The sequence below is a fragment of the Pseudarthrobacter sp. RHLT3-21 genome (genome assembly GCF_059383495.1).
This window is the reverse complement of record NZ_JBWZCI010000001.1, coordinates 209,400-233,345: the sequence shown is the minus strand read 5'-3', so window position 1 is coordinate 233,345 and position 23,946 is coordinate 209,400. Positions and strand designations below refer to the sequence as shown.

General features: G+C 65.5%; 24 protein-coding genes, 1 other RNA gene and 1 riboswitch. Of the genes, 16 read left to right on the top strand and 9 right to left on the bottom strand.

Translation table 11 applies throughout. The features are described from left to right. Positions 1 to 35: 35 nt before the first annotated feature. The 5 genes from AC50YA_RS01065 to AC50YA_RS01045 form a co-directional block, all read right to left on the bottom strand. Positions 36 to 911, bottom strand: coding sequence for a metal ABC transporter permease (locus AC50YA_RS01065; protein ID WP_494980547.1), 876 nt, complete (start codon positions 909 to 911; stop codon positions 36 to 38). Next, on the bottom strand, positions 911 to 1,726 hold the full coding sequence (locus AC50YA_RS01060) for a metal ABC transporter ATP-binding protein (protein ID WP_494980546.1): 816 nt from the start codon (positions 1,724 to 1,726) through the stop codon (positions 911 to 913). Before AC50YA_RS01060 ends, AC50YA_RS01065 begins: the two co-directional genes overlap by 1 nt. Then, the gene (locus AC50YA_RS01055) at positions 1,723 to 2,727 is read right to left on the bottom strand and encodes a metal ABC transporter solute-binding protein, Zn/Mn family (protein WP_494980545.1); all 1,005 of its coding nucleotides are present in this window, start codon (positions 2,725 to 2,727) and stop codon (positions 1,723 to 1,725) included. Before AC50YA_RS01055 ends, AC50YA_RS01060 begins: the two co-directional genes overlap by 4 nt. 91 nt (positions 2,728 to 2,818) lie before the next feature. Continuing rightward, positions 2,819 to 3,889 carry a hemolysin family protein gene (locus AC50YA_RS01050; protein ID WP_494980544.1) on the bottom strand — a complete coding sequence of 357 codons (1,071 nt, stop codon included), beginning with the start codon at positions 3,887 to 3,889 and terminating at the stop codon, positions 2,819 to 2,821. Next, positions 3,886 to 5,220, bottom strand: a complete 1,335-nt coding sequence (locus AC50YA_RS01045; protein WP_494980543.1) for a hemolysin family protein — start codon at positions 5,218 to 5,220, stop codon at positions 3,886 to 3,888. Before AC50YA_RS01045 ends, AC50YA_RS01050 begins: the two co-directional genes overlap by 4 nt. A gap of 497 nt (positions 5,221 to 5,717) precedes the next feature. Between AC50YA_RS01045 and AC50YA_RS01040 the strand changes: the two genes are divergently transcribed. The 5 genes from AC50YA_RS01040 (at position 5,718) to AC50YA_RS01020 (ending at position 12,021) form a co-directional block, all read left to right on the top strand. Further along, positions 5,718 to 9,518: a multifunctional oxoglutarate decarboxylase/oxoglutarate dehydrogenase thiamine pyrophosphate-binding subunit/dihydrolipoyllysine-residue succinyltransferase subunit gene (locus AC50YA_RS01040; protein WP_494980542.1), complete on the top strand. Its 3,801-nt coding sequence runs from the start codon at positions 5,718 to 5,720 to the stop codon at positions 9,516 to 9,518. A gap of 121 nt (positions 9,519 to 9,639) precedes the next feature. Beyond that, entirely contained in the window at positions 9,640 to 10,239 is a 600-nt protein-coding gene (locus AC50YA_RS01035) for a GDSL-type esterase/lipase family protein (RefSeq protein ID WP_494980541.1), read from the top strand. 97 nt (positions 10,240 to 10,336) lie between these two features. Continuing rightward, positions 10,337 to 11,179, top strand: a complete 843-nt coding sequence (locus tag AC50YA_RS01030; RefSeq protein ID WP_494980540.1) for a DUF4097 family beta strand repeat-containing protein — start codon at positions 10,337 to 10,339, stop codon at positions 11,177 to 11,179. Continuing rightward, the gene (locus AC50YA_RS01025) at positions 11,179 to 11,790 is read left to right on the top strand and encodes a PadR family transcriptional regulator (protein WP_494980539.1); all 612 of its coding nucleotides are present in this window, start codon (positions 11,179 to 11,181) and stop codon (positions 11,788 to 11,790) included. Before AC50YA_RS01030 ends, AC50YA_RS01025 begins: the two co-directional genes overlap by 1 nt. Before the next feature lie 156 nt (positions 11,791 to 11,946). Then, positions 11,947 to 12,021 carry a 50S ribosomal protein bL37 gene (locus AC50YA_RS01020; RefSeq protein WP_104061284.1) on the top strand — a complete coding sequence of 25 codons (75 nt, stop codon included), beginning with the start codon at positions 11,947 to 11,949 and terminating at the stop codon, positions 12,019 to 12,021. Positions 12,022 to 12,181: 160 nt separating this feature from the next. Here the strand turns inward: AC50YA_RS01020 and rsrA are convergent, their stop codons facing one another. Then, positions 12,182 to 12,442 (bottom strand): mycothiol system anti-sigma-R factor, encoded by a 261-nt coding sequence (rsrA, locus tag AC50YA_RS01015; RefSeq protein WP_354252195.1) that lies wholly within the window; start codon positions 12,440 to 12,442, stop codon positions 12,182 to 12,184. Further along, positions 12,439 to 13,317 carry a sigma-70 family RNA polymerase sigma factor gene (locus tag AC50YA_RS01010; protein ID WP_494980538.1) on the bottom strand — a complete coding sequence of 293 codons (879 nt, stop codon included), beginning with the start codon at positions 13,315 to 13,317 and terminating at the stop codon, positions 12,439 to 12,441. The genes rsrA and AC50YA_RS01010 overlap by 4 nt, the downstream gene beginning before the upstream one ends. A gap of 316 nt (positions 13,318 to 13,633) precedes the next feature. On the opposite strand from AC50YA_RS01010, the gene AC50YA_RS01005 reads away from it, so the two are divergent. The 11 genes from AC50YA_RS01005 to AC50YA_RS00955 all read left to right on the top strand — a co-directional run bounded on the left by AC50YA_RS01005 (position 13,634) and on the right by AC50YA_RS00955 (position 22,345). Beyond that, on the top strand, positions 13,634 to 14,170 hold the full coding sequence (locus AC50YA_RS01005) for a DoxX family protein (protein WP_494980537.1): 537 nt from the start codon (positions 13,634 to 13,636) through the stop codon (positions 14,168 to 14,170). 6 nt (positions 14,171 to 14,176) lie between these two features. Next, positions 14,177 to 15,577: a 3-phosphoshikimate 1-carboxyvinyltransferase gene (gene aroA / locus AC50YA_RS01000; RefSeq protein WP_494980536.1), complete on the top strand. Its 1,401-nt coding sequence runs from the start codon at positions 14,177 to 14,179 to the stop codon at positions 15,575 to 15,577. Continuing rightward, positions 15,561 to 16,676, top strand: coding sequence for a ribosome small subunit-dependent GTPase A (rsgA, locus tag AC50YA_RS00995; protein ID WP_160672142.1), 1,116 nt, complete (start codon positions 15,561 to 15,563; stop codon positions 16,674 to 16,676). The genes aroA and rsgA overlap by 17 nt, the downstream gene beginning before the upstream one ends. Before the next feature lie 54 nt (positions 16,677 to 16,730). After that, positions 16,731 to 17,543, top strand: a complete 813-nt coding sequence (hisN, locus tag AC50YA_RS00990) for a histidinol-phosphatase (RefSeq protein WP_494980535.1) — start codon at positions 16,731 to 16,733, stop codon at positions 17,541 to 17,543. Positions 17,544 to 17,701: 158 nt separating this feature from the next. Next, positions 17,702 to 17,815, top strand: a riboswitch (SAM riboswitch). 35 nt (positions 17,816 to 17,850) lie between these two features. Next, complete coding sequence (locus AC50YA_RS00985; protein ID WP_494980534.1) at positions 17,851 to 19,290, top strand: aminotransferase class V-fold PLP-dependent enzyme; 1,440 nt, start codon at positions 17,851 to 17,853, stop codon at positions 19,288 to 19,290. A gap of 105 nt (positions 19,291 to 19,395) precedes the next feature. Continuing rightward, positions 19,396 to 20,154 (top strand): class I SAM-dependent methyltransferase, encoded by a 759-nt coding sequence (locus AC50YA_RS00980; RefSeq protein WP_494980533.1) that lies wholly within the window; start codon positions 19,396 to 19,398, stop codon positions 20,152 to 20,154. Positions 20,155 to 20,185: 31 nt separating this feature from the next. Then, positions 20,186 to 20,899: a metal-dependent transcriptional regulator gene (locus AC50YA_RS00975; protein ID WP_494980532.1), complete on the top strand. Its 714-nt coding sequence runs from the start codon at positions 20,186 to 20,188 to the stop codon at positions 20,897 to 20,899. After that, a complete protein-coding gene (locus AC50YA_RS00970; protein WP_494980531.1) occupies positions 20,900 to 21,319 on the top strand; it encodes a fluoride efflux transporter FluC in 420 nt (139 codons plus the stop codon). Next, positions 21,316 to 21,714, top strand: coding sequence for a fluoride efflux transporter FluC (locus AC50YA_RS00965; protein WP_494980530.1), 399 nt, complete (start codon positions 21,316 to 21,318; stop codon positions 21,712 to 21,714). Before AC50YA_RS00970 ends, AC50YA_RS00965 begins: the two co-directional genes overlap by 4 nt. A 43-nt stretch (positions 21,715 to 21,757) precedes the next feature. Beyond that, on the top strand, positions 21,758 to 22,126 hold the full coding sequence (locus tag AC50YA_RS00960; protein WP_494980529.1) for a hypothetical protein: 369 nt from the start codon (positions 21,758 to 21,760) through the stop codon (positions 22,124 to 22,126). Positions 22,127 to 22,207: 81 nt separating this feature from the next. Next, positions 22,208 to 22,345, top strand: coding sequence for a hypothetical protein (locus AC50YA_RS00955; RefSeq protein WP_185260969.1), 138 nt, complete (start codon positions 22,208 to 22,210; stop codon positions 22,343 to 22,345). A 4-nt stretch (positions 22,346 to 22,349) separates the two neighbouring features. Here AC50YA_RS00955 and AC50YA_RS00950 read toward each other — a convergent pair whose 3' ends face one another. Together AC50YA_RS00950 and ssrA are read right to left on the bottom strand one after the other, a co-directional pair. Continuing rightward, the gene (locus AC50YA_RS00950; RefSeq protein ID WP_494980528.1) at positions 22,350 to 23,330 is read right to left on the bottom strand and encodes a S1C family serine protease; all 981 of its coding nucleotides are present in this window, start codon (positions 23,328 to 23,330) and stop codon (positions 22,350 to 22,352) included. A 202-nt stretch (positions 23,331 to 23,532) separates the two neighbouring features. Further along, positions 23,533 to 23,901: a transfer-messenger RNA gene (gene ssrA / locus AC50YA_RS00945) on the bottom strand. Positions 23,902 to 23,946 lie beyond the last annotated feature (45 nt).

The window sequence follows — 23,946 nt, the reverse complement described above, 5'->3', positions numbered from 1 at the left end:
CGCCGCCGCAACCTGGTGCATCCCGCTTGACCGTGTCAGCGGGCGTGCACCAGCCGGCCATTGATGCCCTTTCTGGCCCGGACACTGCCGACGATCCGGCACACCACATAGATCAGGAATGACAGCGTGGTGACATAGGGGCTGATGGGGATCCGCCCGCCCAGGGCCAGCAGGATTCCGCCCACTGTGGCCGTGACGGCAAAAAGGACGCTGAGCGCCACCACCGCCACCGGAGCGGACGTCACGCGGAGTGCGGCGGCTGCCGGAGTGATCAGCAATGCCAGCACCAGGAGCGCACCGACCACCTGGATGGACAGCGCTACGCTGACTCCCAGCAGGACCATAAAGACCAACGCGAGCGTCCGTACGGGCACGCCACGGGCTTCGGCCAGATCCGGATCAACGCTGGCAAAGTTCAGCGGACGCCAGATGGCCGCCAAGACCGCGATGACCACGACGGCGGCGCCGGCGAGGACCTGGAGCTGGACGGTGTCCACTGAGACGATCTGCCCCGTGAGCAGGCCGAACTTGTTGGCGGCACGGCCTTCGTAGAGCGACAGGAACAGGATGCCGAGCCCCAGTCCGAACGGCATGATCACCCCGATAATGGAATTTTTGTCCCGTGCCCTGACCCCCATCAGGCCCAGGAGCAGCGCCGCCGCCACCGAGCCGATCAGCGAGCCGAACACAATGTCCGTGCCGATCAGGAGCGCAAACGCTGCCCCGGCGAAAGAGAGCTCGGAGATGCCGTGGACGGCGAAGGCCAGGTCCCGTTTCATCACGAAAGTGCCCACCAGCCCGCCGAGCAGGCCCAATACGGCCCCGGCCCAGATGGAGTTCTGGACCAGCACCAGCAGCTCCCCGTAGTTCTCGAAGCTGAAGATCGCTCCGATGATGCTGTCCGCATCCATCAGGCCACCTCCCCCACCGTGGCGTGGACATCGGCATGGTGGTGCGTGGTCGCGTCGGGCAGGCCGACGACGACGATGCGCCCGTTTGCGTGGATGACTTCCACGTGGCTGCCATAGAGCTCGGACAGGACCTCGGTGGTCATGACCTCTTCCGGGGTCCCCACCCGGAACCGTCCGCCGGCCAGATACAGCACCCGGTCAACGTAATCGATGATGGGGTTGATTTCGTGGGTGACAAATACCACCGCGCTGTTCTGGGCGTGGCACTGCTTGTTGATCAGGGCGCTGACGGCCTGCTGGTGGTGCAGGTCCAGGGACAGCAGGGGTTCGTCGCAGAGGAGGACCCTGGGGTCCGTGGCCAGCGCCTGGGCCACCCGGAGGCGCTGCTGCTCGCCGCCGGAGAGCTGGCCCACCGGGACTTTGGCGTAGTCGCTGGCGCCCACCAGTTCCAGCAGCTCATCGATCCTGCGGTTTGCCCGGGACATGCCCAGCCGCAGCCCCCAGCGGTGGCCGTCCACGCCGAGCCCCACCAGGTCCCGGGCACGCATGGGGGTGTCCGGAGCAAAGGATTTCTGCTGCGGAATGTAGCCGATCAGGTTGCTGCCCCGCTCTACGGGACGGTCGCCCAGCGTGGCCCGGCCGGACTGCAGTTCCTGAAGGCCCAGGAGGACCTTGAGGAAACTGGTCTTTCCGCTGCCGTTGGGGCCCAGGACGGCGAAGAACTCACCGGGCCTGATATCCAGGTCGAGATCCTCCCAGAGCAAGCGTTTGCCGAACTGCAGGGACGCCCCGCGGAGGCTGACCACCGGTTTCAACTATTTTTCTCCAAAACTTTGCTGACGTTGTCAACATTGTCCGTCATCCACTGCAGGTACGTCTTGCCTTCGGGCAGGGTTTCGCTGAAGTCAATGACAGGAACGCCGGCTGATTCGGCTGCCTTTTTCAGCGCCTGCGTCTGTGGTCCCTCTGTCTGCGCGTTGTAGGCGAGGAACCTGATGTCCTTGGATCCGGCCAGGTCCGTAGCGGCCTTCAGCACCGCTGGCGGCACGTCCGAGCCTTCCTCGATCGCGGCTGTGTAGTCGGACGGCGTCCGGTTCTCCAGCCCTGCCGCCTCGAGCAGGTACAGCGGGACGGGCTCGGTCACGGCCACGGCTGCGCCTGTTCCGTTGGCCTTCAATGCGGCGAGCCTGGCGGCCAGGCCGTCCACCCCGGCTTTGAAGGTTGCGGCATTGGAAGTGAACAGGGGTGCTGAGTCCGGTTCGAGTTCACCCAGCTTGGCCGCCAGTGAATCAGCGAGCTTGCCCATGGCATCCAGGCTGTACCAGGCGTGTTCGTTGAACTCCCCGTGCTCGTGATTATGACCGTCAGCCGACTCGCTCGCCGCTGACGACGACGCCGACGAATCAGCGTGGTCGTCCTCCGGAGCCAGGCCAGCCACTTCGACGGCACTGACGATATTGCTGTGCGGGATGTTGCTGTCATCGGCCATCTTGTGGAGGAAGGCGTCGTAGCCGCCGCCGTTCTCGATCACCAGTTCCGCTTTGGAGACCAGCAGCCGGTCCTGCGCGGTGGCCTCGTACGAATGCGGGTCCTGGCTGGTCTTGGTGATGATGGAGGTGACGTTGACTTTGTCCCCGCCGATGATGGCGGCGATGTTCCCGTACACGTTGGTGGACGCCACAACGTCGACGACGCCGGCGGATGAATCCGTGCCGGACGCCGTCGACGGCGCGCCGCCGGAGCCGCAAGCGGTGAGCAGCAGGCTCACGCCGGCGAGGGCTGCGAGGGACGTTCGGATGGCGGCGGGGTGGCGCACGGAAACCTCAGTTCAGTACAGGGATGGACTTCTTGCGTCTCCAAAAAGCTTACCCCTAAATGTGAATGATTCCTATTTAGGATAACCCCGCCTAATCTCCGTTCGGCTCGCCCAGCCTCCTGATGCCGGTGGCCTGGGTGGCGTCCCGGATCTCTCCCACGAGCTGTTCGATCACGTCTTCCAGGAAGAGGACGCCGTGGGTCTGCCCGTCCGCGCCGATCACGCGGGCCAGGTGTGAGCCCGTGCGCTGCATGACGGACATGGCCGTTTCAACTTCGTCGTGCAGCGCGAGGTTGGCCAGCGATCGGATCCGGCTCTCGGCGATGGGGTGCTGGTAGTCCGATTCGGGAATGGACAGCACATCCTTCACGTGGAGGTATCCGGACAGCATGCCGTCATCGTCCAGCATCGGGAACCTTGAGAACCCGGTCCTGCTGACGGCTTTTTCAAACTCCACCGGTGTGGTGGCTGCCTTCAGCATGACCAGATCGTCCAGCGGAACCATGAGGTCCGAAGCCGTATATTCGGAGAATTCCAGGGCGCCGGTGATCAGGCCTGCGTCATCGTCCACCAGCCCGTGGCGGGTGGACTCCTGCACGATCGACTGGACTTCTTCGAGCGTGAAGGACGAGTTCACCTCATCCTTGGGCTCAATCCGCAGGAGCTTGAGGATGTGGTTGGCGGACCAGTTCAGCGCGCTGATGGCCGGGTTGACCAGTTTGGCAACAAACATCAGCGGCGGCGCGAGCAGCAAGGCAGCCTTGTCCGCCACCGATACCGAGATGTTCTTCGGCACCATCTCGCCGAACGTCACGTGGAGGAAGGTCACCACCATCAGGGCAATGGCGAACGCTGCGACGTCGGCAATCTCCACCGGCAGCCCAACAGCTTCCAGGGGAGCCGCCATCAGGTGGTGGATGGCCGGTTCGGCCACCTGCAGGATCAGCAGCGAGCACACGGTGATGCCCAACTGCGCACAGGCCAGCATCAATGAGACGTTCTCCATGGCGCGCAATGTGGTCTGCGCCCGCTTGGAACCGGCCTCGGCAAGGGGTTCGATCTGGCTGCGCCTGGCAGACATCACGGCGAACTCGGCGCCGACAAAAAACGCGTTTCCCAGCAGGAGGACAACCAGCCAGGCAATTCCGGCCCAGTCACTCATCGTTCGCTCCCGTCTTCCGGAGCGGGCTCCGCTTCAGGCGCCGCCGGATGGAAGGAGATCCGTTCGATCCTTCGGCCGTCCATCCTGGTCACGCTCAGGGTGCCGCCGCCTACTTCGACGGTGTCCCCCACTGCGGCGATCCGGCCCAGTTCGCTCATGACGTACCCGCCCACGGTTTCGTAGGCGGCTTCGTCCGGAACAGTCAGCCCCGGGATCTGTTCGGAAAGCTCGTCGGGGCGCAGCAGCCCGGGGAAGTACCAGTCCCCGGAGGCGCTCTGGAGCAGTCCCGGGCGTACCTTGTCGTGCTCGTCGGACACTTCACCGACGATTTCCTCCACCAGGTCCTCAAGGGTGGCGATGCCGGCGGTTCCGCCGTATTCATCCAGGACAATGGCGAGTTGGAGGTTTCCCTCGCGAAGCTCGGCCAGGAGGGCATCGAGGTGGATGGTCTCCGGCACGCGGAGGACATCGGTCATGATGGCCCCGGCTTCCAGGTTGGCCCGCCGGTCCCACGGCACGGCAACGGCCTTTTTGACGTGGACCAGGCCCTTGATGTCGTCGGAGGACTCCCCGATGACGGGGAAGCGGGAGTACCCGGTGCGCCGTGCGGCGTCCAGGATGTCCGAGACAGGCTGGTCGGCGTCGATGGTTTCCACACGGATCCGAGGTGTCATAACGTCGGCGGCCGTCCGGGCCGAGAAGTTCAGTGTGCGCGCCACAAAGTTGGCCGTCCCGGCGTCGAGCGTTCCCATGGCGGCGGAGCGCCGCACCAGGGAGGCGAGCTCGGCCGGCGTCCGGGCACCGGAAATCTCTTCCTTGGCCTCCAGGCCAAAGACGTTCAGTACCTTGTTGGAAAAGCCGTTGAGCACCACGATGGCGGGCTTGAAGATGGCCGTAAAGACCAGCTGCGGCCGCGCCAATGCTTTGCCAACCTGGAAGGACAGCGCAATGGCCATGTTCTTGGGCACCAGTTCGCCAAGCAGCATGGAGAGCAGCGTGGCCAGCACCATGGCGATGACCAGGGAAACGGATGCGGCAGCCACTTCGGGAATTCCGACGGCGGCCAGCGGACCTTCGAGGATGCGGCCAACCGACGGTTGCATCACGTAACCGGTCAGGAGCGTGGTGAGGGTAATGCCGAGCTGACAGCTGGAAAGCTGGGTTGAGAGGGATTTCAGGCACTTGAGTAGCGGGACGGCACCGGTGTCACCGTTATCGATGGCACGTTGGACCGTGGCCTGGTCAAGGGCAATCAGGGAAAATTCGACGGCGACGAAAAAGCCGGTGCCGGCGATCAGCAGGAGGCCTGCCGCGAGGAGCAACCACTCCATTCAGCATCCCGCCCGAACATCGGGCGAGGTGCGTGTCCGGGGGAAACTGCCCGGCGGAGGATGATCGGCGGAAGCCGACGCTGTTTCCATAGGGGCTCCGTCGAGGTGGACTGACGGAGAGTGATGGGCACGTGTTCGGGGTTTGCCGGCTCTGCGGGTGGACTGCGCGGTGCTGTACTTCATGCTCCGCAGACAGCCCCCAGGCCGGCACCTAGATTTACTGTCCATAAGAATTTCAGTCTACAGGAGCAGATTGCGCCTTCCGGATGGCCGCCCGGAGGCCCTGGCACACCCGGGCACGGACAGCCTCCGGACGCCACAATCCGTGATCTCCGCGTCATTGCCATGATTTGGGTCACCGTTATTGGCAGTTAACACAGAATGCTCATTAGACTGGCAACGGTCCGGGTTCAGGACGCAGAGACTGGTTCGAATGTTGTGCTGCGGCACCGTGGCGGCCAGAGAGAAATCAAACTCATGGAAGAGGCGTATTTCAAGTGCCAGAGCAGCCTAGCCACCGTCTACCAGAGGAATTTGGCGGAAACGAGTGGCTCGTTGACGAACTGTACGAGCAGTATCAGAAAGACAAGAACACGGTGGATACCAAGTGGTGGCCCCTGTTCGAGTCCTTCGATTCAGGCAGCGGTTCTTCTTCCAACGGAAGCACGGCGGTAGCCGTGGCCCACCCAGCAACCCGCGAAATACCGGCTGTACCGCCGGCCCCTCCGGCTTCTGCAACTGCTGCACCGGCAACGTCGCCGGCCGCACAGCCCGCAGCGCCGGCCGCCGCCCCCGCGGCGGCAAAGAAAGCTCCCGCTACGGTCGCCCGCGATGGCGCGAAGAAGACCGAGCCCGGAAGCACGGCCCAGCCGATCCCCGCCCAGCTTCCCAAAAACGTCAAGGCACCCACGGCTCCGGAAGAGGACGTGGTCTCCGTTCTTCGCGGCCCGGCCAAGGCCATCGCCACCAACATGGTCACCAGCCTTGAGGTCCCCACGGCCACCAGCGTCCGGGCCATTCCGGCAAAGCTGCTGATCGACAACCGCGTGGTCATCAACTCCAACCTGGCCAGAGCACGCGGCGGCAAGGTTTCCTTCACGCACCTCATCGGCTACGCCGTGATCCGCGCACTCGCCCAGTTCCCGTCGATGAACGTCTACTACGACGAAATCGACGGCAAGCCCAGTGCTGTCCAGCCGGCCCACGTCAACTTCGGCATCGCCATTGACATGCCCAAGCCGGACGGCACCCGCCTGCTCATAGTGCCCAACATCAAGAAAGCGGAGACCCTCAACTTCTCCGAGTTCTGGCACACCTATGAAGACCTGATCAAGCGTGCCCGCAGCGGCAAGCTGACCGCTGATGACCACTCCGGCACCACGGTGTCCCTGACCAACCCCGGCGGCATCGGCACCGTTCACTCCGTGCCGCGTCTGTCCAAGGGACAGGCCGCCATCATCGGCGTCGGCGCGCTGGACTACCCGGCCGAGTTCCAGGGCGCCAGCGAAAAGATCATCGCGCAGAATGCCATCAGCAAGGTCCTTACGCTGACGTCCACCTATGACCACCGCGTCATCCAGGGAGCCGGCAGCGGCGAGTTCCTGAAGCTTGTGCACCAGCTGCTGCTCGGTGCCCAGAACTTCTACGACGACATCTTCGAGTCACTGCGCATCCCGTACGAGCCCATCCGCTGGAGCCCCGACCTTCAGGTGGACCCCGCTGACGAGATCAACAAGGTTGCCCGGATCCAGCAGCTGATCCACTCCTACCGTGTGCGCGGCCACTTGATGGCAGACACCGATCCCCTGGAGTATGTCCAGCGCAAGCACCCGGACCTTGACGTCCTCACCTACGGGCTGACGCTGTGGGACCTGGACCGTCAGTGGCCCACCGGCGGTTTCGGCGGCGCACCCATGCTCAAGTTCCGCGACATCCTCGGCGTACTCCGCGACGCCTACTGCCGCACCACGGGCATCGAGTACATGCACATCCAGGAGCCGGAAGAACGCAAGTGGTTCCAGGACCAGCTGGAGCACGCATACTCGAAGCCGAGCCGCGAAGAGCAGCTGCGCATCGTGTCCCGGCTCAACGCGGCCGAAGCGTTTGAAACCTTCCTGCAGACCAAGTTCGTCGGCCAGAAGCGCTTCTCCCTGGAAGGCGGCGAATCCCTGATTCCGCTGCTGGACGCCATCATTTCCGATGCCGCTGACGACGGACTGGACGAAGTTGCGATCGGCATGGCCCACCGCGGCCGCCTGAACGTCCTCACCAACATCGCCGGCAAGACCTACGCCCAGGTGTTCCGCGAATTCGAAGGCACCCAGGATCCCCGCTCCGTGCAGGGCTCCGGCGACGTGAAGTACCACCTCGGCACCGAAGGCACGTTCACCTCGGAAAACGGCAACGAGACCAAGGTCTACCTCGCCGCCAACCCGTCCCACCTCGAGGCTGTCGACTCGGTGCTCGAAGGCATCGTCCGCGCCAAGCAGGACCGCCTGGACCAGGGCGAGGCCTTCCCGGTCCTGCCCCTCATGGTCCACGGAGATGCTGCGTTCGCAGGCCAGGGGGTGGTTGCTGAGACGCTGAACCTGTCCCAGCTCCGCGGCTACCGGACCGGCGGCACCATCCACGTGGTGGTCAACAACCAGGTCGGCTTCACCACGGCGCCGTCGTCGTCGCGCTCGTCCACGTACTCCACGGACGTCGCCAAGATGATCCAGGCGCCGGTGTTCCACGTGAACGGTGACGATCCCGAGGCAGTGGTGCGCATCGCCCAGCTCGCCTACAAGTTCCGCCAGCGGTTCCACAAGGACGTTGTGATCGACATGGTATGCTACCGCCGCCGTGGCCACAACGAGGGTGACGACCCCTCGATGACCCAGCCCATGATGTACAACCTGATCGAAGCCAAGCGCTCCGTCCGCAAGCTGTACACCGAGGCGCTGATCGGCCGTGGCGACATCACCGAGGAAGAAGCCGAGCAGCTGCTCCGCGACTACCAGGAACGGCTGGAACGGGTCTTCGCCGAAACGCACGCGGCCCAGACCTCGCCCATTCCGATCATCACCGCGGACTCCGCCGCAGTCTCCGACATTGAGCGTCCCATCGCCCAGCAGGCTGACTCCGGCACCAACGCCCCGGCCTCCACTGCCATTTCGCCGGAAACCCTGGCGCACATCGGCAAGGCCCACGTCCAGATCCCCGAGGGCTTCACCGTCCACGCCAAGCTCAAGCAGCTCCTTGAGAAGCGCGAGCAGATGTCCCGCGAAGGCGGCATCGACTGGGGCTTTGGCGAGATCGCGGCCTTCGGCTCACTGATCATGGAAGGCGTTCCCGTCCGGCTTGCCGGCCAGGACTCGCGCCGCGGCACGTTTGTGCAGCGCCACGCAGTGTTCCACGACCGCGCCAACGGCAACGAGTGGCTGCCGCTGGGCCACCTCTCGGACAATCAGGCCAAGCTGTGGATCTATGACTCCCTGCTGTCCGAATACGCGGCCATGGGCTTCGAATACGGCTACTCGGTGGAACGCCCGGATGCCTTGGTGCTGTGGGAAGCGCAGTTCGGCGACTTCGTCAACGGCGCGCAGACCATCATTGATGAGTTCATCTCCTCGGCCGAACAGAAGTGGGGCCAGCGCTCCTCCCTGGTCCTGATGCTGCCGCACGGCTACGAAGGCCAGGGCCCGGACCACTCCTCCGCACGCATCGAACGCTTCCTGCTGATGTGCGCCGAAGAGAACATGATCGTGGCCAACCCCACCACGGCAGCATCACACTTCCACCTGCTGCGCCGCCAGGCCTACAGCAGGCCGCGCAAGCCGCTGATCGTCTTCACGCCGAAGCAGCTGCTGCGCCTCAAGGCAGCCGCATCGTCCGTCGAGGACTTCACCACCGGCGCCTTCCGCCCCGTCATCGGTGACCACGAGCAGCTGGCGGCAGACGCCGTCGAACGCGTACTGCTGGTCTCCGGCCGCCTGTACTACGATCTCCTGTCCACCCGGCAGAAGACCGATGACAAGACCACCGCGATTGTCCGCGTAGAGCAGCTCTACCCGCTGCCACACGAAGAAATCGCAGCGGAACTGGCCAAGTACCCGAACGCCGAGGTTGTCTGGGCACAGGACGAGCCCGCCAACCAGGGGCCGTGGCCGTTTATGGGCCTGAACCTCCCGGAGGCGCTGAACCGGCGCGTCCGCCTGGTGTCGCGTCCCGCGTCGGCCTCCACTGCGGCCGGCTCCATGAAGCGGCACGCTGCTGAGCAGGATACGCTCCTCAAGCAGGCATTTGCACGGAAGTAGTACCAGTGGCTGCCCGGCCGGACGTCGAAATACCAGACTCCGGCCGGGCAGTTCTGTTTAATGAAGATGGATCATAGCCACGCCGGTTGGCCTCAATCGGCACGGACGTAAAGAGGGACTTGTGGAAGACAGGAAGCTGCGGATCGCAGCTGTTGGAGATGAACTGCTGGCCGGGCTGGGCGATCCCAGGGCCCTCGGCTGGCTGGGCCGCGTGCTGGCCCGCACTCCGCAGGACGGCATGGTCATGGAGACCTACGCCCTCCCCTGTCCCCAGGAAGGAACGGAAGGGCTGGCAGCCCGCTGGCAGGAAGAGGCCGGACGGCGGTTCGGCGACCAGCACGAGAACCGCCTGGTGATCGGACTCTCGGGCCGGGACATCGAGTTCGGCCTCTCCACGGCCCGGAGCCGCCTGAACCTGGCCAACATCCTGGATACCGCCATGCAGAACGGGATCGAGGTGTTTGTGGTGGGCCCGCCGCCCACGCTGGACCCGGTCCAGAACCGCCGGCTCGCCGATCTGAACACGGCCTTCGCTGACGTCACCACCAGGCGCAAGCACCTCTACGTGGACACGTTCTCCCCGCTGCTGAACCACGAACAGTGGCGCCAGGACCTTGCGGCCAACACCGGCACTCCCGGGCAAGCGGGCTATGGCCTGATGGCCTGGCTGGTGCTCCACCGTGGCTGGTTCCAGTGGCTGGGCATGGACGCCCCCGAGTAGGGTTCCCCAGGATCCAGTCGCGATATATCTTGACGGGTCCAGCGGTCCGTTATATCTTGAAGTATCAGTCACGATATATCGCGATTTTGGAGGATTCATGACAGAAGACAGCTGGACCGTCACAGGTCCGCAAACCATCGATGTTGACAACGTCAGGTCGCTGAAGCTGGGCATGGTCCGCGGCAGGTTCGACGTCGTGACCCACTCCGACGCCGTTGCCCGCGTGGAGATCAACGAGGTCCATGGCGATCCCGTGTCGGTGACGCTGACGGACGGCAGGCTCGAGGTCCGCCACCAGCTGCACGGCCCCCAGGGCTGGTTCAAGAACCTGATGGGCACGGTCAACCACAACAGCAACAACTCCGCGGTTATCAGCATTGCCCTGCCGGCCGGCGTGGAGGTGGAGGCCGGCACGGTCAGCGGCGACGGCCTCGTCTCCGGAACCAGCGGGCACACCCGGCTCAATACCGTCTCGGGTTCTGTGATGGCAGACGGAACGTCCGGAGAACTTCACGTCAATACCGTCAGCGGAGAGGTCATCGCGCGAAACCACGACGGCGTCCTGACCGCCAAGAGCGTCTCCGGCGAGGTCACCGCATCGGGCCGGTTCAGCAACATCCGGGCTCACACCGTCAGCGGCGACATGAGTTTTGACCTGCTCGGCTTTACCCACGACTTCGGCGCCAATTCAGTCTCCGGCGACCTCACCATCAGGCTGCCCCACGACGTCGGGGTGGACATCGTGGCGAAGTCCGCCAGCGGCGTTGTGGTGATTGATGACCAGCAGTACTCCCAGCCCGGCGGCAAGGTGGAAACCATTGCCGGACCGGACGGCAAGCTGATGCTGGTCCGGATCAACTCGGTGTCCGGCAAGACGTCCATCTTCCATGGCCAGCCGGCCCGCAACGACGACGCAAGAAGCCCGGAAGCGGGGCACTGATGCCCCCGGTGTTCGCCCATGGTGCGCTCCGGCTGTACCTGCTCGCGCTGCTGGAGTCAGGGCCCAAACACGGCTATGAACTGATCAAAGCCCTCAGCGAACGGTTCGGCGGCACGTACTCCCCCAGCGCGGGGACCATCTATCCGCGGCTGGGGAAGCTGGAAGAAGAGGGGCTCGTCGACACCGAGTCTGTTGGCCGCCGCACCAACTACCGCATCACTGCGGCTGGCCTTGCTGAACTCAACAAGCGCCGGGAGGAACTCGCCGGCGTCGAGAACGACATTTCCGCTTCCGTCCGCCGCCTGGCGGACAACCTGCGGGCGGATATCCGCGCCAACATGCGCGGGTTGCGGGCAGACCTGGCGGCCACGGCAGAGGCGGCCCGTTCCACGGCGCGGGCCGCCGATTTCAGGAAGGCCGGCCGCCAGTCGTCGGAGGGGATCCGCGAGCTGAAGGAAGCGGAGATGCTGCTGCAGGCGTTCCGGGACGATCTGCGTGTGGAACTTCGGCTGCAGGCTACCCGACAGCCGCTCAGCGCCGTCACGCTGGAAACCGTCAGGACCGTCCTGGACCAGGCACGCATCTCCATCCGCAACTCACTGCCCGGCTGAGCCGCAGGCTCAGCCGACGGGCTGAGCAAACCGCCGGCCGGCGCCGCCGGTCGGTGTTGCCCCCGGTCACAGCCCGTTTCGGTTTCGCGGCGTGTCCCATGGTGTGGGAGACTTGAGGGCAGCTCTTTTGAGTACCAACATTTAAGGAGGCCAGCTATGAGCAAGCGTGCACGTAAACGTCGTGACCGTAAGCGTGGCGGCGCGAACCACGGGAAGCGCCCCAACGCCTAAGCTAAAGCTTGGAAAACGGTTTAAGCGAAGGACCCCGGAAGCCACACGGCTTCCGGGGTCCTTCGTCTTTGCGCTGCTTTTGCGCCTGCAGTACTGCTGACGGGCATCCCCGCAGTCAGGCGTCCACGCGGTCAGTCCCTGCAGACGGGTACCGCTTGTGTCAGGCGTCCACCGGGCGGATGGAGTGGATCCTGTCCAGGATGGCGTTCTTCAGGTTCTCCGGAGCAGCCTCGGTGCACGAGCGCTTCACCATGGTGCGGATCACGCACTCGAGGTCGTACTGCTCGGTGCACTCAGGGCACTCATCAAGGTGATGCTTGATTTCCCTGATGTCCTCCCGGGTCAAAGCCCCGTCGAGGTATTCGTAGATGCGTTGCATTCGGGCGTCATCGCAGTCGCCCAATCCCTGGCAGTCGCTCATTTCCTGTTCTCCTGTTTTGTGCTCGCGGCCGTGTCCTGTGATTCGACGGCGCCTTTGAATCCTCGTTCGGCGGCATAGTCCGCCAGCATGTCCCGCAGCATTTTCCGGCCGCGGTGAAGCCGGGACATCACTGTCCCGATGGGCGTGTTCATGATGTCCGAGATTTCCTTGTAGGCGAAGCCTTCGACGTCGGCGAAGTACACCGCCAGCCGGAACTCCTCGGGGATCGACTGGAGCGCCCGCTTGACGTCCGAGTCCGGCAGGTGGTCCAGCGCTTCAGCCTCGGCCGAGCGCAGGCCGCGGGACGTGTGTGACTCCGCCCTGGCCAGCTGCCAGTCCTCGATGGTGTCCGAGTTCGACTGCAGCGGTTCGCGCTGCCGCTTGCGGTACAGGTTGATGTACGTGTTGGTCAGGATGCGGTACAGCCAGGCCTTGAGGTTGGTACCGGGCTTGTACTGGTGGAACGCTGAGAACGCCTTGGTGTAGGCCTCCTGGACGAGGTCTTCCGCGTCGGCGGGGTTCCTGGCCATGCGCATGGCGGCCGAGTAAAGCTGATCCACGTACTGCATGGCATCACGCTCAAAACGGACCCGGCGTTCCTCCGCTGATTCGGTTGCCACGTCCACGGGTTGCTCAGCGGACACAGGCTCGGCAGGCTCAGCAGGCACAGGCTCAGCAGGCACAGGCTCAGCGGACACGGGCTCAGCGGACACGGGCTCGGCGGGCACGGGCTCAGCGGGCACGGGGACTTCCGCTTCAGGCTGTGCGTCACGCCCTGCCGGCGCGTCGCTGCTGGCAGTGGCGTCGCTGCTTGTTTTGGCTTCACGTTCGGAGGCCTCATACATGGCCTCTAGGGCCGGATCCAGGGTGCTCATTGCGTTCAAGTCTACTGTTACGGTCTTGGCGCGCGCCGTTCCGTACTCCGGAGGATCGGATTCCAGAGTCTGCAGTGCTACGGGTCCGGCGGACTTCGTCCCGTCCTTCAGTAACCTCAAGGGCAACTCCACTCTGTGTCAGGCCATGGTGTTCCAGGCAAATACCTGCCGGGCAATCCGTGGTGAGTCAATTCGTCCGGTGTTCGGCGGACCCGCAATCCATAACCGCTGGCGGCAGGCAAATATTCCTCAAAAGTGCAAGACTAGAACGGACTCCGCCGCATTCGGTGCGGTTCGTCCAGCCAGGAGGAAATCCATGTCCTTTGTCCGTACTCTCGCCCGCCCCATGCTGGCTTCCAGTTTCGTCGTCGCCGGACTGGACAAGCTGAAGAACGCCGATGACACCGCCACCCAGCTCTCGCCGCTCCTGCAGAAGGCGGCCGCGTCACTGCCGTTCCAGGCCGACGAGAAGATGCTGGCACGGGTGATCGGCGGAACGCAGGTGGGTGCCGGCGTACTGTTCGGCCTGGGCAAGTTCAGCCGCCTCTCGGCATCTCTGCTGACCGTTATCTCCCTCCTTAACACCTTTGTCGAGTGGCGCAGCGCGGACATCAGCACCAAGGAAGGCCGCCAGGCCCGCCGGAACCAGCTGCTCAAGAACATTTCCCTCAGCGGGGGCGCCCTGCTCGCCTCCGTGGACACCGCCGGCAAGCCGGGCCTGGCCTGGCGTGCCGAGCACCTCGCTGCGGACGCCCGGAAGACTGCTGCGGGTGCCCGGAAGACCACCGGCCAAAAGCTCCACAAGGCGGACAAGGCCGTGCGCCGCGCCGTGGATCACGCAACGGGGGAGTAAGGACGGATGACCGGTTCCACCCCGCCCGCAGCCACGGACTCCCACATCTCCACCGACACCGTTCCGCACTGGCCGGCACCCTTCGCCAGCAGGCCCATCAATGCCACCGTCACGGTGCCTGGTTCAAAGTCCCTGACCAACAGGTTCCTGGTCCTGGCCGCGCTGGCTGACGGGCCGTCCCGTCTCCGCGCACCCCTGCATTCCAGGGACTCCGCACTGATGATCGAGGCCCTCCGTCAGCTGGGAGCCACCATCACGGAAGTGCCCGGCGACGGCGCCTTCGGGCCGGACCTTGAGGTCACGCCCCTGAGCCAGGAGGCGCCGTCGTCGACGACGCACATCGATTGCGGCCTCGCCGGAACAGTGATGCGTTTTGTTCCGCCGCTGGCGGCACTGCGCAACGGCGTGAGCGTGTTCGACGGCGACCCCCACGCCCGGAAGCGTCCGATGGGCACCATCATCGAGGCCCTGAAGGCTCTCGGGGTGGCCCTGACCGCGGACGACGGCGGGACCCCCTCGTCGCTGCCGTTCACCGTTGAAGGCACCGGGGAAGTCCGGGGCGGCCACCTGGTGATCGACGCCAGCGCGTCATCCCAGTTCGTCTCGGCCCTCCTGCTGGTCGGCGCCCGGTTCACCGAGGGGCTCCACTTGGAGCATGTGGGCAAACCGGTGCCGAGCCTGGACCACATCAACATGACCGTGGCCGTACTTCGCGGCGTCGGCGTGGCAGTGGACGATTCTGTACCGAACCACTGGGTGGTGGCACCCGGTCCCATCCGCGCCTTTGATCAGCGCATTGAGCAGGACCTCTCCAACGCCGGCCCGTTTTTGGCAGCAGCGTTGGCCTCCGGCGGCACCGTCCGCATCCCGGACTGGCCCACCGGCACCACGCAGGTGGGAGATCTCTGGCGCAGCATCCTGGCGGAGATGGGCGCGGACGTCAGCCTGGCTGACGGGGTCCTGACCGTCATCGGCGGGCCAGAGATCATGGGTGCGGTTTTTGACGAAACCAGCGAACTCGCCCCCACCGTGGCGGCCCTCTGCGCCCTGGCCAGCGGACCTTCACGGCTGACGGGCATCGCGCACCTTCGCGGCCACGAAACGGACCGGCTGGCCGCGCTGGTCACCGAAATCAACCGCCTCGGCGGCGACGCGGAAGAGACCAGCGACGGCCTGGTGATCCGCCCGGCAAAGCTGCACGCCGGCGTCGTCCACAGCTACGCGGACCACCGGATGGCCACCGCGGGCGCCATCCTCGGCCTCGCAGTTCCGGGCATCGAGGTCCAGGACATCGCCACCACGGCTAAGACCATGCCGGAATTCCCGCAGATGTGGGCCGACATGCTGGCCCAGGGTGCGCCCGCCAATGACGCCACGGAAGGTCCCACTGGTGGCACGCAGCACTGATTCCTGGGACGAGTCCGATGTCCGGATCCGACCCAGCAAAAAGGGCTCCCGGCCGCGCACGAAGGACCGCCCCAGCCACGACGACGCCGTCACGGGCCGCATCATCACCGTGGACCGCGGCCGGTACACCGCCGTCGTCGGTGAGGACTCGGGCGACGAGCGGATCATTATCGCCGCGCGGGCCCGCGAACTGCGCCGCTCCCCCGTGGTGGCCGGCGACTTCGTCTCCCTTGTAGGCGATGTCTCCGGGGAGCCCGACACCCTGGCCCGCCTGGTCCGGATCCAGGACCGCAGGACCCTGCTGCGCCGCAGCGCCGATGACACGGATCCGATCGAACGTGCGGTGGTTGCCAACGCCGATCAGCTGGTGGTGGTGGTGGCCGCCGCGAACCCGGAGCCGCGCACCGGCTTCATTGACCGCGCCCTGGTGGCCGCTTACGACGCCGGCATTGAGCCGCTGCTGCTCGTCACCAAGGCAGATGTCAAGGATCCCGCGGAACTGTTGTCCAACTACGAACACCTGGACTTCCCGGTGATCATCAGCCGCACGTCGGACTCCGAGGCCTCCGGTATCGATGCCCGCTCCGATGACGGCCTCTCGGCCCGTTTGGACAGTGATGCAGTTTCGCAGCTCCGCGCATACCTTGAGGGCAAGGTCTCGGTGATGCTGGGGCATTCCGGCGTGGGCAAATCCACCATGGTCAACGCGCTCACGGGGGCCGAACGGGCTACCGGTGGCGTGAACGCGGTGACCGGTCGCGGCCGCCACACGTCGTCGTCGGCCCTTGCCCTGAAACTGACCGGAGCTCCCGCCGGAAGCTGGATCATCGATACTCCCGGCATCCGCTCGTTTGGCCTGGCCCATGTGGACCCGGACCGGATCCTGCGCTCCTTCCCGGACCTGGAGCCGGGCACGGATGCCTGCGAGCGTGGCTGCAAGCACAACACCGCGGCCGTCAACTGCGGAGTGGATGCCTGGGTGACGGCCGGCCACGCGGGCCCCACCGGCCCGTCCCGGCTCGCGTCGCTGCGGCGGCTGCTGGGTACTGATCCCCGACTGGTGGGCCAGGAAACCAAGGAACTGGGCAGCATCGGCTAGCGGCGGAACGCCGACGTCCCCAACCCCGCGGCCCTGAGACGGTAGTTTGGAACCATGATCCAACCCGCTTCGAGCTACAACGATGACCTGCGCCTTGCCCATGTGCTGGCCGATTCCGTGGATGACCAGACCATGAGCCGCTTCAAAGCACTGGACCTCCACATCGAGACCAAGCCGGACCTGACGCCGGTCACGGACGCGGACAAGTCCGCAGAGGAAGCCATCCGGGGCCAGCTCTCCCGCTCGCGTCCCCGGGACGCCGTGCTGGGCGAGGAATTCGGCAGCTCCGGCCACGGCTCCCGCCGCTGGATCATTGATCCCATCGACGGCACCAAGAACTTTGTCCGCGGTGTCCCCGTTTGGGCCACACTGATCGCCCTCGTGGACGAAGGCGAACCCGTGGTGGGAGTGGTCAGCGCGCCGGCACTGGGCAAGCGCTGGTGGGCCGCCAAGGGTTCCGGCGCGTACATGGGCAAGTCCCTCGCCGCCGCAACCCGGCTCCGGGTCTCGAACGTCGCTAAACTTTCGGATGCCTCGTTGTCCTACTCCAGCCTGGGCGGCTGGAAGGAACGCGGCAACCTGGATGAGTTCCTGGGCCTGACCGAGGACGTGTGGCGGACGCGCGCCTACGGCGATTTCTGGTCCTACTGCATGGTGGCCGAAGGTTCCGTGGACATCGCCTGCGAGCCGGAACTGAACCTGTACGACATGGCTGCCCTGGTGCCCATCGTGGTGGAAGCCGGCGGCCGGTTCACCTCCCTGGAGGGCCAGGACGGACCGTTCGGCGGCAACGCCCTGGCCACGAACTCCATCCTGCACTCAGAGGTCCTTAAGCGGCTGAACCCGGACCTGGACGATCTTCTGTAGGCACTTCTACCGAATTATCGACGGCGGGCGCCTCCTCAAGTGGGGCGCCCGCCGTCGTATCTTCGACAAATGTGCCATTCCTCAAACTCGCGTAACAAAGCCCTTAACATTGGGCCGGGCTTCCTTCTTGCCGCGGCCCATGTTCTACGCTCTTAACAGGTCACGAGTGCCAGCGCTAAACCCCGGTTTGCTGGCCGGCAACCCTCCATTCGCGGTGGGGTGCCCCGGGTGACGACCAGGCCGGTCCGGAACGGACACGGCAAGCGCGGATTCCCGGTACCGGGAGTCCTTTAAGAGTGAGGTCTCCGTGACTACTGCCACAGTCTCCCCCAACACTGTTTCTCCCAACAATGCCGCCCCCGCCAACGCCGCTTCGCTGTTCAGCGATGCCGCCGCCATCGCCGGGCGCCCCCTTTCCGCCGTCACCGGCGCGGAAATCCAGGCCCCGCTGATCCAGGGCGGTCATGTCCGCTATGCAAACCTGGACTACGGCGCATCCGCTCCCGCCCTCTCCGTGGTGTCCGCCTATCTCAACGAGATCCTGCCGTTCTACGCAAGCGTCCACCGCGGCGCCGGCTACGCGTCGCAGATCAGCACCTCCGTCTACGAGAACGCCCGGGACATCGTGCGCGACTTTGTGGGCGGGCGCCCGGACGACTCCGTCATCTTCACGCGGAACACCACCGACTCATTGAACCTGCTGGCGGGTTGCCTGCCAGCGACGGACGGGCGGCCGAATGGCGATGTCCTCTACCTGGACATCGAACACCACGCCAACCTCCTGCCCTGGCAGGGGGGCCCGCACCGGAGCGTCGTCGCCGCGGACACAATCGCAGGTACCATCGAGGTCCTCCGCGCCGAACTTGAGCAGGGCAACGTCAGCCTGCTCGCCGTCACGGGGGCGTCCAACGTCACCGGCGAGATCCTCCCGATCAGGGCCTTGGCCGCACTGGCCCATGAGTACGGCGCGCGGATCGTGGTGGACGCCGCGCAGCTCGCGCCGCACCGGCGCATCAGTATCAGCGCCGACGACGTCGACTACCTCGCCTTCTCCGGCCACAAGCTCTACGCACCCTTCGGCTCCGGGGTCCTGGTGGGCCGCGCCGACTGGCTCGACGCCGGAACTCCCCACCTGGCCGGCGGCGGCGCCGTTCGCGAGGCAAAGCTCGACGGCGTCAGCTGGGCCACCGGTCCGGCCCGGCATGAGGGCGGCTCCCCCAACGTCCTGGGCGCGGCCACCTTGGCCCGCGCCACCCAGGTCATCGCGTCCCTGGACCAGGACCGCTGGCATGCCCATGAGGCAGCTATCAGGTCATTCCTGGTAGACGGGCTCGGGAAGATCGACGGCGTCACCGTGCACCAGATCTTCTCGGACACGGACGCCGAGACCGGCACCATCGGCGTGGTGAACTTCTCCGTGGCAGGGTATGACGCCGGGCTGGTGGCTGCCTACCTGTCTGCCGAGCACGGCGTTGGCCTGCGGGATGGCCGCTTCTGCGCGCACCCGCTGCTCAAGCGCCTCGGCCTCCCCTCCGGTTCGCTGCGGGCCAGCTTCGGTGTGGGCTCCCGGTTGGAGGACGCCCAGCGGCTCCTTGCAGGCCTGGAACAGCTGCGCCGGAGCGGCCTGGGCTGGGACTACGTGGTGGACGCGGGCCGCTGGGTTCCGGCCAACGACACCCGCACGTACCCGCACTGGGCGCCCAACACGCCGGGCACCGCCGGCGCCGCCCCGTGCCTTGACGACTGACCGACGACTGACTGACCCGTTCCTCACCTGGCGGCTGCCCACCCGGCGGCGGCGCATACGGTAAATTCGAAGGATACCGACGGGCACAGTTGAAGGAGGCCGCACGTGGCACGGGGTGGCCCCAGGCTTGAGCACGGACGCCGCATGGAACTCGGACAGAGTTTCCAGGACGGCGGCGAACATTACCAGCGTGTACGGCCTGGCTACCCTGCCGAATCAGCGGACTGGCTGATCCCTGCCGGGGCCAGGGACGCTGCGGACGTGGGTGCCGGGACCGGCAAGTTCACCGCCCTGCTGCTTGAACGCGCGCTGGCGGTTTCCGCCGTGGACCCGTCGCAGGACATGCTTGGACAGCTGCAGGCCCACTACCCGGCGGCCGCAGCGACCCAAGGGACCGCAGAGGCCACCGGCCTCGCGGACTCCTCGTTCGACGTCGTGAGCGTTGCGCAGGCCTGGCATTGGTGCGATCCGCTGCCGGCGAGCACCGAGCTGGCGCGGATCCTGCGGCCCGGCGGAACCCTGGGGCTGATCTGGAACCAGCTGGACACGTCCGTTCCGTGGGTCCACCGGTTGTCCCGCATCATGCACGCGGGCGACGTCTACAAGCCCGGGTTCCGCCCGGTGGTCGGGCCGGAGTTTGAAGGCCTCGAAAGCCATGTGACGCGGTGGGAAGACAGCCTCAGTACGGCGGACATCATGGAACTGACGAAGTCCCGCAGCTACTACCTGCGCGCCGGCGAAGCCACCCGCAGCAAGGTCCTGGCCAACCTGGACTGGTACCTGCACGAGCTTCTGGGGCACGCCGTGGAAGAGGACATCAGCCTGCCGTACCTGACGCTGACGTGGCGGGCCACGAAGGCGTGACGGGCGCGGACCACCGGGTAGGCTTGGAGGCGTGAAGACCAGCGCGCCCTCCTCCTCGATCGAGGACTACGTCAAGGTCATCTACGGCTTCACGGAGTGGCAGGACAAACCGATCACGTCTTCCCAGCTCGCGCAGCGCCTGGGGGTGGCCAATTCCTCGGTCTCGGAGATGGTCCGAAAACTCAAGGACCAGGGCCTGGTGGACCACAAGCCATACAGCGCCATCACCCTGACGGACTCCGGGGTCCGGCTGGCATTGTCCATGGTGCGCCGGCACCGGCTCATTGAGACCTACCTCGTGCAGGAGCTCGGCTACAGCTGGGACGAAGTCCATGACGAAGCCGAACTGCTGGAGCACGCGGTGTCGGACACGTTTATTGAGCGCATGGCGGCGAAACTCGGCAACCCGCAACGTGATCCGCACGGTGACCCGATCCCCGCCGCGGACGGCACGGTGCTGCTGCCGGAGGCCCATCTCCTCGGCGGACTCGATCCCGGGCACACCGGCAGGATCACCCGGATCAGCGACGAGAATCCGGATCTGCTGCGGTATCTTTCCGCCGAGGAAATCGATCTCGATGCCGAGGTGGAGGTAGTGGGCCGCAAGCCGTTCGGCGGCGCGCTGATGGTGCGGATCAACAACGGGGGCCGGAAGCGGGACTACGATCTCGCGGATGAAGTCACCGCTGCGCTCTGGGTCCACAGCGTCCACCCCCACACCGGCTGCACCCTCAGCGACAGCTGAATGAGCAACGCCCACGTGCCGCGCTGGGGGGCCTGGCTGGCCGTTGCGGCAGGGGGCCTGGCCGGAACGGAACTGCGGTATGGCCTGGGACTCGCGTTTCCGGAAACCGCGGGGGCAATGCCTTGGACCACGCTGGGAATCAACGTCGTCGGAAGTTTTGTGCTGGCCGCCCTCACCACGGTCTGGATGGCCCGGCCGCATACAGCATTCTGGCTCCGCGCCGGCCTCGGGCCAGGCCTTCTGGGCTCGTTCACCACGTTCTCAGCCGTAATTTTCTCTCTTGACCAGCTGGCCACGGCCGGCGAACATCCCGTGTGGATTGCCTACCTGGGGTTGTCCCTGCTGCTGGGTCTGGGCGCCGCGGCCGGTGGCTGGCGGACCGGGCGGCTGCTCACCGACCGGCTGGAGGCAGCGTCATGATGGCCGCGGTCCTGGTGGGAGTGTGCGGCATGGCAGGCGCCCTGCTGCGCTTCGCCGTCGACAGCTGGTTCGCACACCGTGACGGGCTCCGTGCCACTGTCAGCGCCAGCGGTACGCCGCGGCACTGGCCGTGGGCCACGCTGACAGTCAACGTCACGGGGTGCTTGATCATCGGGCTCTCCATCGGCATCACCGGACGGCTCGGCCTTGGTCCCGAGTGGCAGACCGCCGTCGCCACCGGCCTTGCCGGCGGCCTCACCACGTTCAGCTCCTGGACCACCGCCACGGTGCGGCTCCTGAGTGAGTCGCGCTTCGGGGCGGCAGCCCTGAACATCGGAGCCAACCTCGCCGCGGGATTTGCCGCTGCGGCTGTGGGCATCGCACTGGCGTCGTAGGACGCTCTTTCGGGTTTGGCCCGGTCCCGTATCGTTGACTCTGATGATTAGCAGACGTGACGCGGCAATTGCCCTTGATGTACCGATGGAAATGGCCCAGCGCCATGGCATCCCCAAACGAATGACCGAGGCGGAGCTGGGCGACATCCTGGATAACCCGCCGGCATGGCTGACCCAGTCGCGGGCCAACAGGACCGGCAAGCGTCCGGTCTGGGTGCACCTGGAATGCGCCGTCTGCGGCTATGAGGAAGCGGCCCGGCCCAAGAAATGGTGGCCGGAATTCACGTATGTGGTGTGCGGGCACCATGCCCCGGATGAGGTTCCGTCGCTGCGTGCGGGCCTTATCAGGAGTGAGTTCGACGGCGTCGGGACCCGTTTTGTGGGCATCGCGGACGTTGCAGTTCCGGACTGATTCGGGGCATTACATTCGGGGCTGAACAGGCGTATTTTACGAAGTGGGACGCAGCCTGTCCCCCGTTGTAAGGAGCACGCCATGCCGGACAAGTCACCACACCAGCAGCTGCACAAAAAGCCGGTCAAAACCATCAAGGAAAAACGCGCCGAGAAGAAGGCCAAGAGCCCGATTGAAGGCCCGCAGGACCCGGTAGCGCACCTGAAGAAGCGCCGGTAGCGGTTTACCCGTTCCCGGCCATCTCTTCGGGCACTGCCACAATGTCCACTTCCTGGCCGTCCCTCAGCACACGGATCGGCAGCGGCTGGCCGATCGCATCGGCGAACAGCAGCTTCTGCAGGCTCTCAGCGTTGCTGACGGGGCGGCTTCCGGCTGTCAGGATGACGTCACCCGCCCGCAGGCCCCCGCGGTCTGCGGGCGAACCGGCCAGCACCTCCACCACGCGCAGCCCGTCCCGTTGTCCCGTCCTGATCACCGCGCTGGCATTGAGCCGGAAGGGTGTGCTGACAACGCCGAGATAAGCCCGCCTGACACGGCCGTCCTTCAGCAGCGCTGAGATGATGCGCCGCGTGGTGGTGTTGATGGGCACGGCCAGGCCCAGCCCGGCGCCGGCCACGGCGGTGTTGATTCCCACGATGCGGCCGTGCGTATCGGCCAGGGCACCGCCGGAACTGCCTGCGTTGAGTGCCGCGTCGGTCTGGATGACGTCCTCGATCACGCGCCGGTTGCCGCTGGACCACACCGGAATGGCGCGGCCCAGGCCGCTGACTACGCCTGCCGTGACTGATCCGGCCAGGCCCAGCGGATTTCCCACCGCAATGACCAGCTGGCCCACCCGGAGCGTCTCGGCATCGCCGAACTGCGCCGGGGCCACTTTCGGTGCCCGGCCGTGGACCACCGCGAGGTCGGACAGAGGATCCGCCCCTACCAGTTCAAGGTCGGTCCTGCTGCCGTCCGCAAAAGCGGCATGGCCTTGGTGTGTGCCGGCCACGACGTGTGAATTGGTCAGCAGGTAGCCGTCTTCCGTGAAGAGCACCGCCGAGCCGGCACCCATGCGGAAACGGCCGTTACGTCGGTTTCCGGTCATTTCAATGGCCGCAACATGCGGGGTGACTGTCTCAGCCACGCGCATGACGGTCTCCGAATACGAGTCAAGCGGACCGTCGTCGGCCGCTGCAGAGCTGGGTTCCCGCGCCGGGTCCATGGCGCACCTCCTGGCTGGCGTTGCTGCCTCCGGCTTCCAGACTTTGTGCTGCGCCGAAGCTTATTGTCGACAACCACGCGGTGGCGCCCGGTAGTCCCGGAACGGCTACGCCGTGGGTGAACAGGGCGCAGACACGGCGCTTAAATGCCAGAAGACCCGGACGCGGGTCCGGGTCTTCTGGCAATGTCTTGCGACATTCAAAATGTGGAGATGGGGGGAATTGAACCCCCGTCCGATATCGTGTTAACAGGTCTTCTCCGGGCGCAGTTTGCGTCGGATTTTCTCGGCCCCAGCCCTCCTGCAAACAGGTGGCTGATCCGGGCCCAGTCATCTAAGAGTCCCGTTTGCCCCGATGACGGAGGCAAGCAGCAGTGGCTATCTAAATGACGCCAGGATCCGGGGCAATAGCAACCTCGGGCTGACGGACTGTCTTACTGCTTAGGCAGCGAGAGCGAAGTCAGTGCGGTTTGATTTGGCACTTATTGGTTTGCAGACAGCGTTTACGAGATAATTCTGCATCCTCGGCCCGCTTCACCTGTCGCGACTAACATCGTCGAAACCGATCATCCCCGTATTTTGTTTTCAAACCGGCCGGGCTGTGCAGGCACAAATCCCT

Excerpts from the sequence above, each read along its gene's own strand:
- AC50YA_RS01065 (WP_494980547.1), bottom strand. The coding sequence starts at position 911 with ATGGATGCGGACAGCATCATCGGAGCGATCTTCAGCTTCGAGAACTAC.
- AC50YA_RS01050 (WP_494980544.1), bottom strand. The coding sequence starts at position 3,889 with ATGAGTGACTGGGCCGGAATTGCCTGGCTGGTTGTCCTCCTGCTGGGA.
- AC50YA_RS01045 (WP_494980543.1), bottom strand. The coding sequence starts at position 5,220 with ATGGAGTGGTTGCTCCTCGCGGCAGGCCTCCTGCTGATCGCCGGCACC.
- AC50YA_RS01030 (WP_494980540.1), top strand. The coding sequence starts at position 10,337 with ATGACAGAAGACAGCTGGACCGTCACAGGTCCGCAAACCATCGATGTT.
- AC50YA_RS01025 (WP_494980539.1), top strand. The coding sequence starts at position 11,179 with ATGCCCCCGGTGTTCGCCCATGGTGCGCTCCGGCTGTACCTGCTCGCG.
- rsrA (WP_354252195.1), bottom strand. The coding sequence starts at position 12,442 with ATGAGCGACTGCCAGGGATTGGGCGACTGCGATGACGCCCGAATGCAA.
- AC50YA_RS01010 (WP_494980538.1), bottom strand. The coding sequence starts at position 13,317 with ATGAGCACCCTGGATCCGGCCCTAGAGGCCATGTATGAGGCCTCCGAA.
- AC50YA_RS01005 (WP_494980537.1), top strand. The coding sequence starts at position 13,634 with ATGTCCTTTGTCCGTACTCTCGCCCGCCCCATGCTGGCTTCCAGTTTC.
- aroA (WP_494980536.1), top strand. The coding sequence starts at position 14,177 with ATGACCGGTTCCACCCCGCCCGCAGCCACGGACTCCCACATCTCCACC.
- hisN (WP_494980535.1), top strand. The coding sequence starts at position 16,731 with ATGATCCAACCCGCTTCGAGCTACAACGATGACCTGCGCCTTGCCCAT.
- AC50YA_RS00970 (WP_494980531.1), top strand. The coding sequence starts at position 20,900 with ATGAGCAACGCCCACGTGCCGCGCTGGGGGGCCTGGCTGGCCGTTGCG.
- AC50YA_RS00965 (WP_494980530.1), top strand. The coding sequence starts at position 21,316 with ATGATGGCCGCGGTCCTGGTGGGAGTGTGCGGCATGGCAGGCGCCCTG.
- AC50YA_RS00960 (WP_494980529.1), top strand. The coding sequence starts at position 21,758 with ATGATTAGCAGACGTGACGCGGCAATTGCCCTTGATGTACCGATGGAA.
- AC50YA_RS00955 (WP_185260969.1), top strand. The coding sequence starts at position 22,208 with ATGCCGGACAAGTCACCACACCAGCAGCTGCACAAAAAGCCGGTCAAA.
- AC50YA_RS00950 (WP_494980528.1), bottom strand. The coding sequence starts at position 23,330 with ATGGACCCGGCGCGGGAACCCAGCTCTGCAGCGGCCGACGACGGTCCG.